The 15,695-nt window shown below is 65.8% G+C and carries 17 protein-coding genes; 13 read left to right on the top strand and 4 right to left on the bottom strand.

Translation table 11 applies throughout. The features are described 5' to 3' along the window. The first annotated feature begins 16 nt into the window (after positions 1–16). The 10 genes from LT970_RS05820 to LT970_RS05775 all read left to right on the top strand — a co-directional run bounded on the left by LT970_RS05820 (position 17) and on the right by LT970_RS05775 (position 8,992). Positions 17–715 (top strand): DUF7500 family protein, encoded by a 699-nt coding sequence (locus LT970_RS05820; RefSeq protein ID WP_232688527.1) that lies wholly within the window; start codon positions 17–19, stop codon positions 713–715. A gap of 90 nt (positions 716–805) precedes the next feature. Next, positions 806–1,342, top strand: coding sequence for a chemotaxis protein CheW (locus LT970_RS05815; RefSeq protein ID WP_232688526.1), 537 nt, complete (start codon positions 806–808; stop codon positions 1,340–1,342). A 124-nt stretch (positions 1,343–1,466) separates the two neighbouring features. After that, the gene (gene cheY / locus LT970_RS05810; protein WP_232688525.1) at positions 1,467–1,826 is read left to right on the top strand and encodes a chemotaxis protein CheY; all 360 of its coding nucleotides are present in this window, start codon (positions 1,467–1,469) and stop codon (positions 1,824–1,826) included. Then, on the top strand, positions 1,823–2,860 hold the full coding sequence (cheB, locus tag LT970_RS05805; RefSeq protein WP_232688524.1) for a chemotaxis-specific protein-glutamate methyltransferase CheB: 1,038 nt from the start codon (positions 1,823–1,825) through the stop codon (positions 2,858–2,860). The genes cheY and cheB overlap by 4 nt, the downstream gene beginning before the upstream one ends. Continuing rightward, a complete protein-coding gene (gene cheA, locus LT970_RS05800; RefSeq protein WP_232688523.1) occupies positions 2,861–4,927 on the top strand; it encodes a chemotaxis protein CheA in 2,067 nt (688 codons plus the stop codon). A 3-nt stretch (positions 4,928–4,930) separates the two neighbouring features. Then, positions 4,931–5,518 (top strand): chemotaxis protein CheC, encoded by a 588-nt coding sequence (locus tag LT970_RS05795; protein WP_232688522.1) that lies wholly within the window; start codon positions 4,931–4,933, stop codon positions 5,516–5,518. A gap of 1 nt (position 5,519) precedes the next feature. After that, a complete protein-coding gene (locus LT970_RS05790) occupies positions 5,520–6,650 on the top strand; it encodes a chemotaxis protein CheC (RefSeq protein ID WP_232688521.1) in 1,131 nt (376 codons plus the stop codon). Beyond that, positions 6,647–7,138, top strand: coding sequence for a chemotaxis protein CheD (locus LT970_RS05785; RefSeq protein ID WP_232688520.1), 492 nt, complete (start codon positions 6,647–6,649; stop codon positions 7,136–7,138). Before LT970_RS05790 ends, LT970_RS05785 begins: the two co-directional genes overlap by 4 nt. Before the next feature lie 19 nt (positions 7,139–7,157). Further along, positions 7,158–7,961 carry a CheR family methyltransferase gene (locus LT970_RS05780; protein WP_232688519.1) on the top strand — a complete coding sequence of 268 codons (804 nt, stop codon included), beginning with the start codon at positions 7,158–7,160 and terminating at the stop codon, positions 7,959–7,961. 119 nt (positions 7,962–8,080) lie between these two features. Further along, positions 8,081–8,992, top strand: coding sequence for a CheF family chemotaxis protein (locus tag LT970_RS05775; RefSeq protein ID WP_232688518.1), 912 nt, complete (start codon positions 8,081–8,083; stop codon positions 8,990–8,992). A gap of 56 nt (positions 8,993–9,048) precedes the next feature. Here the strand turns inward: LT970_RS05775 and cheF1 are convergent, their stop codons facing one another. From cheF1 to LT970_RS05755, 4 genes are all read right to left on the bottom strand, one after another. Further along, positions 9,049–9,918 (bottom strand): chemotaxis protein CheF1, encoded by an 870-nt coding sequence (gene cheF1 / locus LT970_RS05770; RefSeq protein ID WP_232688517.1) that lies wholly within the window; start codon positions 9,916–9,918, stop codon positions 9,049–9,051. 181 nt (positions 9,919–10,099) lie between these two features. Next, the gene (locus LT970_RS05765) at positions 10,100–11,320 is read right to left on the bottom strand and encodes a HEAT repeat domain-containing protein (protein WP_232688516.1); all 1,221 of its coding nucleotides are present in this window, start codon (positions 11,318–11,320) and stop codon (positions 10,100–10,102) included. 70 nt (positions 11,321–11,390) lie between these two features. Continuing rightward, the gene (locus tag LT970_RS05760; RefSeq protein ID WP_232688515.1) at positions 11,391–12,038 is read right to left on the bottom strand and encodes a flagellin; all 648 of its coding nucleotides are present in this window, start codon (positions 12,036–12,038) and stop codon (positions 11,391–11,393) included. Beyond that, positions 12,039–12,620, bottom strand: a complete 582-nt coding sequence (locus LT970_RS05755) for a flagellin (RefSeq protein WP_232688514.1) — start codon at positions 12,618–12,620, stop codon at positions 12,039–12,041. A gap of 154 nt (positions 12,621–12,774) precedes the next feature. Here LT970_RS05755 and LT970_RS14695 point away from each other — a divergent pair, with 154 nt between their 5' ends. The 3 genes from LT970_RS14695 (at position 12,775) to LT970_RS05745 (ending at position 15,654) form a co-directional block, all read left to right on the top strand. Further along, complete coding sequence (locus LT970_RS14695) at positions 12,775–13,014, top strand: DUF7385 family protein (RefSeq protein WP_432419606.1); 240 nt, start codon at positions 12,775–12,777, stop codon at positions 13,012–13,014. Positions 13,015–13,198: 184 nt separating this feature from the next. Further along, complete coding sequence (locus tag LT970_RS05750; protein WP_232688513.1) at positions 13,199–15,181, top strand: methyl-accepting chemotaxis protein; 1,983 nt, start codon at positions 13,199–13,201, stop codon at positions 15,179–15,181. After that, entirely contained in the window at positions 15,178–15,654 is a 477-nt protein-coding gene (locus LT970_RS05745; protein WP_232688512.1) for a FlaD/FlaE family flagellar protein, read from the top strand. Before LT970_RS05750 ends, LT970_RS05745 begins: the two co-directional genes overlap by 4 nt. The last annotated feature ends 41 nt before the right edge of the window (positions 15,655–15,695 follow it).

The raw sequence follows: 15,695 nt of genomic DNA, 5'->3' as shown, positions 1-15,695 counted from the left end.
CGGTGAACGGCGGGGTATGCGCGAAGGCGGAGACGAGGACGGCGACACGGACGGGCGCGTCCTCTCGGCGGACGAACTCGACATCACCGAGCAGGAGGAAGTCGCGCCGCTCGGCGAGGGCCGGTTCGTCGTCGGGTCGGACGGCCCGCCTGCGGCGCCCGACGAGGCGACCGGCGACGCGTCCACGAGCGCTCGCCGTCCGGAACCCGCCGACAACCCGGCCCCGGATGAGGACGAGGGGGTCGACGACGGCACTGACCCTGACCCCAACGCCACCCAAACAGACGACGGCGGGACGACTGCGGACGCCGACCCGGCCAGTGACGACTCAGCCACCGACGACGAGGGAGACATCACCGGTCGTGACGTGAAGTCGTGGCTGTCCGAGGAACTCACCCGTCACGACACCACGTACGCCCACCACGTCGCCGCGAAAGCCGGCGACGACGTCGCGAACCAGCAACTCGCCACTGACGACATCGGCGCGGCGTTCGACGGCCTCCTGGTGTGGTACGCTCGCCAGGTCGCCACCGACACGCCAGTCGACGAGGCGCTCGGCATCCTGCTCTCTGAATCCGGTGTGCGGGTCCGTTACCCCACGGCTCGACTCGTGGAGTACGTCGAGGCGAAGGGCCTGGGCCCCGACGACTCGATCGGCGACCTGGTCGCCGCGGTCTCCGAGGACGACGGACTCGTGTTCACGAAACGGCAGTAGAGCCGGGCGTTGCGGCGACGACCAGCGCACCCGGGTGGGCGCGGCGCCGCGAAACAGTTTTGGTCGTGGTGTGTCCTCTTCGGGCAAACGATGAATCTCGAGGAAGCCGAACGCCCCGTCGAGACCGCCGCCCACGTCGTCGAGTTCGAACTCGGTGACGAGGTCTGTGCCATCGACATCGACGCCGTGGACAGCATCGTCGAATCCAAACAGGTCACGCGCGTGCCGCGAGCGCCGGACGCCGTCGAAGGCGTGATGGACCTGCGCGGGGAGACGACCGCCATCGTCGACCCCCGGGAGTTCCTCGCCATCGAGGGCGACGCGGTCTCGGACAACATTCTCGTGCTTGATCGCGCGGACGACAAGCAGAAGATCGGACTGCGCGTCGCCGAGGTGACCGAAGTGGCGTCGTACCCGGAACCTCAGGTCGACACGGGCGAGGACGTCGAGCGGATCGGCACCGCGGCCATCGAGGGCGACCTGGTCCGGGGCGTCATCCGGAAGCACGTCGGAGAGGTCGACGAGGACGGCAATCCCGAGGACGTCGACCTGGTACTGTGGGTGGACATCGACTCCCTCATCGGCGCGGTCGACGAGGGCGACGTCGACGGCGCTCAGCACCGATAAGGTCGTCTCATCGGCGCTACGCACCACCGGCGCGAACCGGCCAACGGAACCGCCTTCTCGACGACAATCAGCGCTGATAATCGGTGACGAGACTTTATTAGGCCCTTGTTCGAAGGGGGCTACCATGCCCAAGGAGGTCCTACTGGTGGACGACTCTGAGTTCATGCGGAACCTGCTCCGGGAGATTCTGGAGGAGGAGTTCGAAATCGTCGGCGAGGCGGAGAACGGCGTCGAGGCCATCGAAATGTACAACGAGTACGGCCCCGACCTCGTGATGATGGACATCGTGATGCCGATCCGGGACGGCATCGAGGCGACCTCGGAGATCAAGGAGGCGGACCCGGGCGCCCACATCATCATGTGCACGAGCATCGGCCAGGAGGAGAAGATGAAGCGCGCGGTGAAGGCCGGCGCGGACGGCTACATCACGAAACCGTTCCAGAAGCCAAGCGTGATGGACGCCATCTCGGACGTGCTGGCATGACGCGAGCGCTGGTGGTCGACGACTCCCACTTCATGCGGACGGTCATCAGCGACATCCTCACCGACGGCGGCGTCGACGTCGTGGACACCGCGGACAACGGCCGAGAGGCGGTCTCGAAGACCGCCGAGGTCGAACCCGACGTCGTCACGATGGACGTCGAGATGCCCGAGATGAACGGCATCGAGGCGGTTGAGGCGATCATGGCCGAGACGCCGACACCCATCCTGATGCTGTCCGCGCTGACCACCGAGGGCGCCGACGCGACCCTCGAGGCGATGGACAACGGCGCAGTGGACGCGTTCGCCAAACCCGGGGGGACCATCTCCACGGAGCTCTCGGGCCACAGCGAGCGACTCGTGAACGCCGTCGAACGCGCCGCTGTGGCGGACCCGACGGCCGCGCGGGACGTCGAACAGACGACGCCCACCGAGACGGGAAGCGAGGAGTACGTCGCGAATCCGACGCTGCTCGTTGGCGCGTCGACCGGTGGGCCGAACGTCGTCGAGTCGATCCTCGAGGCGCTGCCCATCGAGGCGGGATTCCGCGTGCTGGTCGTCCAGCACATGCCCGACCAGTTCACGTCCCGGTTCGCGAACCGACTCGACCGCGCCAGCGACTACGACGTCAGGGAGGCCGAGGACGGCGCGCGCATCAGCGCCGGCGAGGGACTCGTCGCGCGCGGCGACTACCACATGCGCGTCTCGGGCTACTCGAACGGCCGACTGCGCGTCCGCCTCGACCAGAGCGACCGCCGCCACAGCGTGCGGCCCGCCATCGACGTGACGATGGAGTCGGCAGCCGAACGTGTCACCGACCCGGTGGTGGGCGTGGCGCTCACCGGCATGGGCACCGACGGCGCGGACGGCATTCGCGCGGTGAAGGACAAGGGCGGGCACACGCTCGCCCAGAACGAGGAGACGTCCGCGGTGTTCGGCATCCCACAGCGCGCCATCGAGACCGGGTGCGTGGACGAGGTGCTGGCGGCGGACGGGCTCACGGAAGCAATCACGGATTCAGTACGGAGGAGTTCCTGAATGGACGACTACCTAGAGGCGTTCGTGCGCGAGGGCGAAGAGCACGTGACGAACCTGAACAACGCGCTCCTCGAACTCGAGGACGACCCGGAGGACGAGGAAGCGATGGACTCCATCTTCCGGACTGCCCACACGCTGAAGGGCAACTTCGGCGCGATGGGCTTCGAGGCGGCCAGCGACCTCGCCCACGCCATCGAGGACTTACTGGACGCGATGCGCCAGGGCGACCTCGAGGTGACGGGCGACCGGATGGACCGCGTCTTCGAGGGCGTCGACGAGATCGAGGCGTGTCTCACAGACATCGAGCAGACCGGCGAGGTCCAGCGAGACGTTTCGGGCACCATCGAGTCGGTGCGCGCCGTACTCGAGGACGGAGCAGACGAGGCCGACGTCGATGCAGAAGCGGCGGACGACGCGTCCGGTTCTACAGACGACGCGCGCGGTTCCACAGACGACGACGCCGACCCAGCAATCGACCCATTCGCGATTGTCGACCAGTCGTCGCTCGCGGGGGTCACAGACCGCGTCTTTCACGTCCGCGTCGACATGGGCGACTCCGAGATGAAGGGCGTCGACGGCATGTTCGTTCTGGAGGCCACCACCGAGGAGTTCGACCTGCTCGGCGCGGACCCCGGCCCCGACGCCATCAACGACGGCGAGTACGACGACAGCTTCGACCTGGTGGTAGCGAGCGAACTCGCCGACGTGGCCGCGACGGTGCAGTCGTTCCCGAAGCTATCGGGGGCGTCGGTCACGGAACTCACGGACGAGATTCCGGACTCCGTGGGCGAGTCCGCAGGCGATTCTGAAGCAAACGAGTCCGAAGCAGACGAGGCTGAAGCGAGCGACTCTGAAGCGGGTGGCTCCGGCGTTGACGCATCCACAGCAGACGACTCGACGGCCGAGGAAACCAGTGACACCGACAACCCGAACACGGAGATCCAGTCCGTGCGCGTGGACGTCGACCAACTCGACGAACTCCACGGTCTCGTCGAACAGCTCGTGACGACGCGCATCAAACTCCAGCGCGGCGTCGAGGGGTCGAACCGCCGCGCGTCGGACGAACTCGACGAACTCGACAAGATAACCTCGAGCCTGCAGGACACCGTGATGGACATGCGCCTGGTCCCGATGAAGAAGATCGTCGGGAAGTTCCCGCGTCTCGTGCGGGACCTCGCGCGCGAGCAGGACAAGGAGATCGACTTCGTCGTGGAGGGCGACGACGTGGAACTCGACCGCACCATCCTCACGGAGATATCCGACCCCCTGATGCACCTCCTGCGGAACGCCGTCGACCACGGCATCGAATCCCCCGAGGAGCGAACGGCGAACGGCAAGGACCCCGAGGGAACCATCACGCTCTCCGCGGAGCGCGACCGCGACCGCGTGCTCATCGAGGTGAGAGACGACGGCGGCGGCATCGACCGCGACCGTGTGCGCGACAAAGCCGTCGAGAAGGGTATCAAGTCCCGGGCCGAGGTCGAGGAGATGGACGACGCGGCGGTCGAAGACCTCGTCTTCCACCCCGGGTTCTCCACGAACGACGAGGTGACGGACGTGAGCGGGCGCGGCGTCGGCATGGACGTCGTCCGCGACACAGTCGCGCGACTCGACGGCTCGGTCTCCGTGTCGAGCGTGCCCGGCGAGGGAACGACGTTCACGCTCACGCTCCCGGTGACCGTCGCCATCGTGAAGGTGCTGTTCGTGGAGAGCGGCGGCGAGGAGTACGGCATTCCCATCAAGACCGTCGACGAGATATCGCGCATGCAGTCGGTCGAGCGCGTGGACGGCGAGGAGGTCATCACGTACGACGACACGGTCTACCCGCTCGTCCGACTCGGCGAGGCCCTCGACGTGCCTGGCGAGACGAAGAACGGCGACGGCATGCTCGTCCGCATCCGCGAGGGCGAGCGGCAGGTCGCCATCCACTGCGACGACGTGCGCGAGCAGGAGGAGGTCGTCGTCAAACCCTTCGAGGGGTTCCTCTCGGGCATTCCCGGGCTGTCGGGTGCCGCGGTGCTCGGCGAGGGCGACGTGGTGACGATTCTGGACGTCGGAACTCTCTGAACCATGAGCACGATGATAGACATTCGGCGGCTGCAGACGGTGAACGAACTCGCCCGCGAGGGCGCGACGACGGTGGCGGACAACATGAGCCAGCTCACCGGCGTCGAAACGGAGATGCAGATCACGAAGATCAACGTCATCGACGTCGAGGACCTGGGCGCGCACCTCGGCCCCGAGAAGCAGGTGGGGGTGAACGTTCCGCTCAAAGAACAGCCCTACGGCTCCGTGCTCGTGCTCTTCGACGACGAGAGCGCGCGCCGACTCGCGGACACGATGCTCGGTGGCATCGACAGCAATGGCGGCGCGTACAGCGACATGGAGCGCTCGGCCATCCGGGAGGTCGGCAACATCATGACCTCCGGATTCATCGACGGCTGGGCGAACGTGCTCGGGCGGACCATCGACATCTCCACGCCCCAACTGCTGCGGGCGTCCGGCCACGACATCGTCGAGCACTGCGTCGACCCCGGCGAGCACGAGATCGCGATGGTGTTCGACGCGACCCTCCACGCCCCCGACGCGGACGTCGAGGCGAAGATCTACTCCTTCCCGGACATCGAGGCGTTCGTCTCGATGATCAACGACATCTGAGATGCAGGTCGACCTGGGTGCACTCGGCACGTTCAGCCGAGTCGGCGACGACGGCGCGGGGAAGGCGGCGAGGGCCCTGGAGACGATGGCGGACGTGCAGGCGTTCAGCCACCTCACGCGGACCGCGCTCGTCGAAACCGCCGCGGTCCCGGGTTTCCTCGGCGACGCTGAGACCAGGATCGAGGTGCCGTTCGACGGCGCGCTCTCCGGGCGCGCGTTCGTCTCCTTCGACGAGACGTTCGCGGCCCACGCGACCGACCGGTTACCCGTTGGCGGCGACCCGATCCCCGAGATATCGAACATCCTGACGAGCGGCTTCGTCGACGTGTGGGCCGAGGACGCCCCGGACACCATCGACATCCGGATGCCCGAGCGAGTGACGGACGACGACCTCGTTCCGGACGCGGCGGTCGTCGACGACTGCGCGTTCGTCTTCGAGAGCCACGTCGGCGTGGAGGCCGTCGAGGGCACCTGCCGGATCGCCGTCGTCCCCGACGTCGAACCGTTCCTCGCGTACCTGCCGACGTCCGGCGAGAACCCGCTGTCCCTCGAGGACCTGGTGGCCTACAGCCGCCTCACACAGGAGAACGCGGCGGGCGTCGCCGACCACATCGAGGGGATGACCGGCTTCGAGACCGACGTCGTGGAGTCCCACGTCGACTTCATGCCGGTCGAGCGCGTCCCCGCACTCCTCGACGACGCTCCCTACGATGGCGCAGTGTTCGAGTGCGAGGGACGCATCGACAGCGTGATTGCGGTGCTGTTCGAGGAGATCGAACCCGGATCCGTCGCCGACGCGATGCTCCCGAGCGGAGACGCCGACGCCAAGGTCGCGGAGAGCGCGGTGGCCGAACTCGGCAACGTCACCGCAAGCGGCTTCCTCGACGGCTGGGCGAACGCACTCGACTCCACAATCGACGTGTCCACGCCGTCTCACGTCCGCGCGAACGGCCGCGCGGTCCTCAGCACCATCGCTGCCGGCTACGGCCAGCACGCGGACTGCGTAGCGGTCTTCGACACCACAGTGAGCGCGGGCGAACAGTTCCTCTGTCGGGTCGTCGCCCTTCCGAGTCCGACCGAGGTGGACGCGTTCGCCGACGTCGCCGCCAGACTGTCGGGGGATACATCGTGACGGAATCCAAGCCGCGGATCCGCGTCGGCGTCGCGGAGTGGCGCGCGCTCGACGGCGACGGAACGCTCGTCACGTCCGGCCTCGGCTCGTGTGTCGCCGTCTCTATCTACGATTCTGACTCGGCCGTCGGCGGCCTCCTCCACGCGATGCTTCCGGCGGCCGCCGAGTCCACGGGGTCGTCCGTGAACACGCCGGGGAAGTACGTGGACCGTGGCCTCGCGGAACTCCTCGCCGACCTCGAACGCCGTGATGTCTCCCGGAACTCCCTCGAGGCGAAACTCGTCGGCGGGAGTTCGATGCTCGACATCTCCATCGGCGAGGCCGTCGGTGAGCGGAACGTCGAAGCCGCGAAACGCGCCCTCTCAGACGAGGGCGTCCAACTCGTCGCGGAGGAGACCGGGGGGAACGCTGGACGGTCAGTGTCGTTCTCGCCGACGACTGGCGACGTCACCGTCGAGCGCGTCGACGCCGAGGTACTCGTGCTATGACCACCTTCGAACTACCACCATGACCGATTTCAAGGACCTGCTGTCGTACGTCGAACGGGAGACGGAGTTCGCCACAAGCTACTACGACGACTCGTACCTCGACCGGCGCGTCTCCGCGCGGATGCGCCGCTGTGGCGCGGATTCGTACGCGGAGTACCTCGACGTACTGCGCGAAGACGACGAGGAACGGGTTGCGCTCCTCGACACGCTCAGCGTGAACGTCACGGAGTTCTTCCGCGACGGGAAGGTGTGGTCGGCCCTCGAGGACGTGTTCACCGACCACGCCGACAGCTCCGGCATCTCCATCTGGAGCGCGGCGTGCGCGGACGGCCGCGAACCGTACTCACTGGCGATGCTCGCACTCGATGCCGGCCTCTCACCGTGGCAGGTGGACGTACTCGCCACGGACATCGACCAAGACGCGCTCGCTCGCGCCCGCGCCGGCCGCTACCAGAGCACCCGAACCGCAGACATTCGGGAGCAACTCGACTTCCTCGAAGACCCCCTGGAGTACGTCGAACGCGACGGCGACCACGGCTTCGTCGTCGCCGACCACGTCAAAGACGTCGTCACGTTCGAGCGCCACGACCTCATCACGGACGAACCCAAGTCCGGATTCGACCTTGTGTGTTGCCGGAACGTCTGCATCTACATCGACAAACAGTACAAACGCCCCATACTCGACACCGTCAGCGCGTCCATTCGGACCGACGGCCACCTCGTTCTCGGCCAGACCGAAACCCTCCCGAACGGCGTCAAGGAGCGATTCGAGGCCGCAGACCCACGGATTCGTATCTACCGACGGCTCCCAGGCGACGACTGAGCGGGACGCCGGTCGACGCGCGACCGAACCACTGACTCGGCAAGACGACTGGTCGGTTCGCGGGAGAGGAGTAACGCTTATTCTCTCGGGCCGTCCACCTGTGAGCGAACCAGGGGGACATGTCGGAATCAGCCATCGCAGACTTCGTCACGACGTTCATCCCGGACACCGCCACGCACGCCGAACCCGTGCGCGGCCGTGTCGTGATGAGCAAGCGCCAGATCGTACTCGTCACGAGCGACGACAGAGTCGTCGTTCCCCTCGAGGGCGTGTTCGACGTCAAGCACGCGTCCGCGCCGGGCGACCTCGCGAAGTTCTTCGAGGACACGGTCACCATCGGCTACGAACGCGACGGCCAGAAACACGTCGCCGTCGTCGAGGGCGGGGGCGACACCGTCGACCGGTTCGTCACGCTCGTGTTCAAGGCGCTGCTCAACGGGACGACCGTGTACGCCAAACACCCCGCGAGGCGGGGTGGTCGCATCACCGACGAGTCCTTCGACACCGCCGACCTGTTCCTCGTCCCGGACGCCGTCGAACTCCGCGGCGCCACCAGCGCGCGCATCGTCGTTTCCACGGTCACGCACTTCGAGCGACTCGAACGCGACGTCGGCGGCTCCTCTCGCCCGCTGCTCTCCGTGCGCCACGTGGGTGACGCCAGCGCCGTCACCACCGAACTCGCACTCGACTCCAGTCGTCGCATGAACATCCTCGGGCGCTTCCTGCGCCTCCAGTACGCGCAACTCAAGCAGGACCTCGGCGACGCCACGCTCTCCGACGACGAGGTCGAGGCGCTCGTCGCCATCTACTCCACCGGTCCGGATGTCAGCCTCGCGGGCGTGCTCGGCGTCGACGTCAGCCACCTCACAATGTTGCTCAGTGACCTCGAAGAGAAGGGGTTCGTGGTAGACGAGAACGCCATCGAACACGGTTCGACGGGCCCTGCCTCGCAGGCTCGGCAGGGAACAGTGGAACTCACCTCGCTCGGGCAGGCCGCGGTCAGCGAACACCTCGAGGACGTGAACAATTAGGCTGAAGAAGCCGCTGGTCGCCGGTACTGATCCGCAGCTTCTGCTTGCTGGGCTCGCTACTCCTCGTTTATTGCTTCACTCGCGATGTTTCGCCCGCGGGTCTTCATCGCCACCTCGCGGCGCTTGCGCACCTCCTCTAACACGTCGACCTCCACGAGTCGCTCGAAGATGGACTCCACCTCGTCGACGTCCATCCCGAGGAAGTCCGGGATTTCGAAGGAGGCCACCCCGGAGTACAGCGCCATCAGCACGCGCTTTTCGGTCTCCGAGAGCTCGACGGACCCCTGGCTCTTGCGCGCCTCCTTGCTGAGCAGCGACTCCAGGATCGAGCAGGTGTGTGAATCACTCGAGAAGTACGTCTGCACGCTCGCCTCGTCGACGGTATGTTCCGTCTTCAACACCGGACTCGTCTCTCCCTGCACCTCCAGGGACGCCGCCTCCGCCGACCCGACGTCGTCCAGTTCGACGGGCACGAACTCGCCATTCGACATCGCGACGTTCAACTGGTCGTCGTCGACCTTGATCCGCGCGCGCTCGAAAGTCGTGTCCTGGACCACGCCCCCCTTCACGGCGGGATGTTTCACCAGCACCTCCGTCTGGTCTAACAGCGCGCCGTACAGTTTGTGCTCGAACTCCTCGGTGTTCTCGCCCAGCGAGAGCAACACCACGCTCTCGTTTTGCATCTGGATGGTGACGTAGTCGCTGACCTTCGCCACGGTCTGGTTCACGTCGTAGCGGCCGCTCAGGCTCGCAACCTTCGACAGCGGGAGCGTGCGCTTCCCGTCGTTGCCCGCCAGGACGACCCGCTTGTTCGAGAGCAGGATGCGACCGTTCGTCCACTCCGCGTCCTTCAGTCGGCGGCCGTCTTTGACGACCTGCAGGAACTTTCCCGGCCCGTCCGCGACCTTGTACTCCGACTCGCTCATCCGGAACCCGGAGTTGGTGTGTCCGCAGGAAGACAGTCGCTCGCCCGACGCGCCGACGCGTCCGTACTCATTACTGGGATACGTATTCAACTGGCGTATTTAACCTTTTGTGTGCAATTCTCGCGATTGAAATCGCCGTGCGGCGACCCAGTGATTCGAGTGTCAGGAGTGCTCGACCAGTTCAGGAATGCCCACCGAGTTTCGAGATTGCAGAGAACGCCCGACGCCGCACCTCGTCGTTCTCGGTCTCGTCGACGAGTTTCTGGAGGCGCTGATGGGCCCGGTCCCCTCCGACTTTCCCGAGCGCGAACGCCGCCATCGCCACCGCGTCCTCGCCGTACCGGTCCGACTCGATGACCTCGAGCAACGACGTCTCCACCGACCGCCCGCCGATCTCGGCCAGTCCAGTCGCCGCGAACTGCGAGAGCAGGTCGTCGTCGGCGCCGAGTTCGCCGACGAGCGCCTCCACTGCCTCCATCTTCGTCGACTGATCGCCGGCGACCCGGCCGAGCATCCACGTCGCGTTCCGCCGCTGGTGGAGCTGTGATCCCTCCTCGATGATCTCGACCAGCGACGCCACGATGCTCGGGTCGCTGCGCGCCGCCATCCGGTCGACGATCGTCTCACGGAGTTCGTGGCTCTTCCCCGGCGGCACGTTCGACATGATCTCGATGAGAGAAAACACCGCCGCGCGCCGAACCAGGTCGCTCCCGTCGCCGAGGCGTTCCACGAGCGGGTCCACTGGCTCCGTGCGACCGAACCTGCCGAGCGAACTCACCGTCGCGCGCCGCATCGTCTCGCTGTCGTCGTCGACGACGGCAAGCAGTCCCCGGAGCGCCGTCTTCCCACCGAGTCGACCAAGCGACTCGGCGGCCTCCCGCCGCACCTCGAGTGGCTCCCCGCGCAGGCACTCCACGAGCGCGCCGGCAACGCTGGGTTCGTCGACGCGGCCCAGCGCCCGCGCAATCCGGGCTCGAACCCTGGGTTCTGTCTCGCGCTCGAGTCGCGCCGCCAGCGGCCGCGCGGACTCCGTGACGCCGAGCAAGCCGAGCACGTTCGCGGCCGCCATCCGCATCTCCGGCGTGTCCGAACCCAGGTCCTCGACGAACGTCTCGGCCTGGGCCCACTCCGCTCCGGCGTCGTCAACGGACCGACCCAGGCCCTTCATCAGCGCGTCGACGGCTTCCTGCTGCGTGAGCGCGTCGATGGCGGCCGCGCGAACCGACACTGCCTCGTCGCTCATCGCCTCCACGAGCCCGTCGACGCCCTCGGACTCCGGGTCGTCGAGGTTGCCGAGAATTTCGGCCGCGCGCCGTCGGACGGTCTCCTTCTCGCTCTCTCGGAGCAACTCCACGAGCTTGTAGACGTCACCGGAGCGCTCCAGTCCGTACAGCGAAGGCACGATTACCAGTTGGTAGCCGAGTACAAAATCGTGGCGTTCGAAAAGCGATGCGACAGAAGTGGATGCCGTCTTACAGCTTGACGGCCTGCTTGTCCATCAGGGACTCGGGCACGGAGACCCAGTAGTCCGTGGACGCGCCGTACTGCGTCGTGATGGTGAGTTTGACGTTCTCACCCTCCATGAGGCCCGTCAGACTATTGCCGGTGCCGCTGAAGGAACCGTCGTCGTTCTTGATCGCGGTGGCGTTCATGACGAGCTTGATCCGGGTGTCCTTGTCGGACAACACCTGATCTTGGTCGTCGTCCGTCACGCCGATCGTCGCGAACTGCTCGTTCGACGTCTGGTCGGCGTTGTTCGGTCCGTTGACCAGCGTCGTCGCCTGGTTCGGGCCGATCCACTGGATGGTGGCTTCGGAGAGGTTGATGTTCTCCGAACCGGCCGCACGCATCACCGTCACGTTGACGAAGTGAACTGTCCCGTTCTTGACGCTGTCGTTCGCGTCGTTCACGCTTCCGTACGCGTTCACGACGGTGACGCGATTGGAAACCTGTGCGGAGGCTTCCTGACCGGTTGCCTCGGACTTCGTCTGGAGGAAGCCGGCGGTGTTGATGAGCACACCGGCGGCGATCGCGGCGACCAGGACCATCGCGATGAACACGATGAGGGTACCGATACCCACCTGACCACGCTCTTCCTCGTCTGTGATGAACTCGAACATCTACAGCTCCACCACGTTCTTATCCTGAAGCGATTCGGGGACGGCCGCCCAGTACTCCGTGGACGCGCCGTACTGCGTCGTGATGGTGAGCTGGACGTTCGTCCCTTCACCGAGAGCAGCGTTCTCGATTTCACTCGCGTCCATGACGATGGTGATGCGGCTCTCCTGGCTGGACAGAACCTTCGCACCCTCACCCTTCACCTTCGTCGTGTTGAAGTTATCCCCATCAGCACCAGTCTGGTTGTACGTCAGCGTCTTGGCCTCGTTCGGGCCAATCCACTGCACGGTGGCACTGGAGAGGTTGATATTCTGTGCACCGGCGGCGCGCATGACCGTCACGTTGACGTAATCGACCTTGTCGTTGGTTGTGACGTTCCCGTACGCGGAGACAACCGTCACGCGGTTAGAGACCTGTGCGGAGGCTTCCTCGCCGGTTGCTTCGGACTTCGTCTGGAGGAAGCCGGCGGTGTTGATGAGCACACCGGCGGCGATCGCGGCGACCAGGACCATCGCGATGAACACAATGAGGGTACCGATACCCACCTGACCACGCTCTTCCTCGTCTGTGATGAATTCGAACATTGTTGGTTCTCCGCCCCCACCCGGTAGGGTCTCGGGGCTCGCTCCGATAGAATCTGGAACTACACTAAAAGGTATGGGCGTGGTTATCAGCGGTGAAAAAAGGGGATGGCACCGGGGTCCCAAACTATAACCATCGGTCGTTCGGGGCGTACGTATGGGCGACGTAATAGATTTCGAGGCCGTCAGACACCGGTTGAAGCTCCGACGGGACACCGGTACGGTGCGACTGTTCGAGAACCGGGATGGTGTATCGTGTCCGGTCTGTGGGGAGGCCTTCGACGAGGCGCTCGCGACCACCGAGCGGTCGCGACAACTCGGATCTGACCAACCACTCGACGTTTGTGTTGCTCGAGAGTCCGACCGGTTATTCATTTTCACGCACGCGCACGGGTGAGCGCGAGATAGGCTGCTACCGCGAGACAGACAACTTGCGAGCGCAGGTTGTGGAGGTGCGGGACCGTGTACGATCGGGCGAGGAACGTGTGCGATTAGGCGGGGGACGCGTGGGCGGGCGATTATACGAATTGGTAACGGTGGGGGAAATCTTTTATAGCTACCTGGCTCCCTTCTGGGCACAAATGCTGGGAACCCTGCGTAAACTGCTCGGTCGGGGGTCCGAGCCGGCGGCGACGGACGGCGGTGGGCGGACCGACAGTCCGCAATCCTCGTCGGACTTCCAGTCCGACGGCGGAACCGAGGCCGGTCAGTTCTCCTTCGGCGGACACGACCGGCACCGCACGGCGCTCCGAGAGCGCTACGAACTCGACACCGCGAGCCTCGACCCGGAACTTCCCGAAGAGACGGCTGACCATCTCGGCGGACTCTTCGAACAGAACAAACCGGGAACCGAGACGTACGTGCCCGCGTACGAGGACGCGGGTGTCGACGCGGCGAGGTTCGTGAAGAGCCACGACGCTGCCGTCGACGGGGTCGTTACGGCTGTTTTCGACCGCCTCCGCGAGGAAGGGGTCGACGACCAGGCTCTGGACCGTGCGGAGGGGGAGCTTCGAACGGGAATGGAGGCCGTACTCGAGGACGCCGCCACAGGCGTCGGCGCTTTCGGCGACGTCGGGGGCTCGGAGTCCGGCGACGTGGAAGACGAGGACGAACTGAACGTCGAGGACGACGAACTGCTCGACGGCATCGGGATGCCTGTGTTCATGATCGACACCGCCGGCGAGGTCGTCGCCTGGAACAACGCGATGGCCGACCTCAGCGGGTGTCCCGCGGAGGAAGTCGTCGGGTCGACGGACACTACGGGCGCGATGAACGCCGATGGAAGCGGGACCGAGACACTCGCCGAGAAAGTTGTGGCGTCACCGGAAGCAGCCGACGCCGAGGAGGGCGTCGAGCGCGCTGACACGTCGTACACGCTGTACGAGGAGGGGGGAACGCTGCTCGACCGGAGCGGCGTCGAACACCGGGTGTCGATAAAGGCCCGCCCGATATTCGACGGCGACGAACTCATCGCCGTCGTGGAGACGGTCAACGACCGGACCGAGGACGTTGAGCGCGCGAACGCCATCGAGGCGCTCGTGACCGAACTCCGGGAGACGATGCAGGCGCTCTCGGACGGTGAACTCTCCACCCGTGCGACCTACGACGAGGACGGCGTCGTTGATTCGCGCCTCGTGGCGGTCGTGGACGACCTGAATCAGATGGCCGACGAGTTCGAGCGACTCGTCGGCCAGGTCGACGGAAAGACACGGGAACTCGAGGATTCCATCCGAGACGCGGCCGGTGAGGCCAACGAGATCAAGGAGACGGTCGACGAGCAGAACCAGATGCTCTCTGAGGCGGCGAGCGAGATGCAGAACTTCTCCGCGAGCATGCAGGAGGTCGCCGCGAGTTCCGACCAGGTCGCGTCGGCCGCCGAGCAGGCTCAGGCCGCAGCAGAGAGTGGTCTGGACGCCAGCGAGAGCGCGAGCAAGGCGACCGACGAGGTCATCGAGATCAGCGACGACCTGGTCGAGAGCGTCTCCGAACTTGAGTCGAAGATGGACGACATCGAGGGCGTCGTGGAGGTCATCGCTGAGGTCGCAGACCAGACGAACCTGCTCGCGTTGAACGCGAACATCGAGGCGGCGCGCGCAGGCGAGGCCGGCAGTGGGTTCGAGGTTGTCGCGGACGAGGTGAAGGAACTCGCGAACGAGACGCGCGAGCACACCGAGCGAATCGCGGGGAGCATCGACGAAGTCCAGCAGCAGGCCAACGAGACGGTCGTCGCCGTCGACCAATCCCACGAGCAGATCCATCGCGCGGGCGACGAAATCGACGACGCGCTCACTGCTCTCGAGGAAATCGCCGACGCCGTCGACGAGGCGGCGACCGGCATCACCGAGGTCGCGCGCGCGAACGACGAACAGGCGTCCACTGTCGAGGAGGTCATTGTGACGATAGAGGAGGTCCAGGAGCAGGCGGAGACCGCAGCGGCGGCGTCCGAACAGATCGTCTCGGCGACGCAGAAGCAGTCCGAGGCGGTCGACGAACTCGGTAACCGCGTCGAGCAACTCACCACAGAGGAGACCCAGGAGTTCACCACGGAGGAGCCCCAGGAATGACACTCAACCCACGCGAGTACGACCCGGAGGAGTTGCGGAGAGCGGCACAGCAGACCGACGACAGCGACATCCGCGACCTCAAAGAGCGCCTCTCCGAGCAGGAAGAGAGCGTCGAGGAGGCGGTCCGCTCCGGACAGCTCAAACAGTTGCTGTTCATGGAGTCGAGCGCGGGAGAGGAGCGACTCAGTCGCCCCTATCTCGAGTCGATGCCGGGGAAGTACGCGGCAGAGATTACGCTCTTCGAGTGGCTGGACTTCCTCCTCGAGCGCGGCGGCGTGAAGCGCTCGCTGAAGGCCATTGGCTACTACGAGAGCATCGGATGGGTCGGTGAGAGCGCGGCGTCGGAGCTCCGCGACCACGTTCGCGGGTTCGCGGGGCCGGCCGACGCGGACGACCACGAGGACCTCGGGATGACAGACCACGTGTTGAGTCTGGTGTTCATCGGCCGACTCGCTTCGATGGAGACGCAGTAGCTCACACGCGAGCGACCATCGACGTCCCAGGGAGTGGCTAT

The sequence above is a fragment of the Halobacterium zhouii genome (genome assembly GCF_021249405.1).
Classification (GTDB): Archaea; Halobacteriota; Halobacteria; order Halobacteriales; family Halobacteriaceae; genus Halobacterium; species Halobacterium zhouii.
This window is presented reverse-complemented; position numbering and strand designations above follow the sequence as displayed.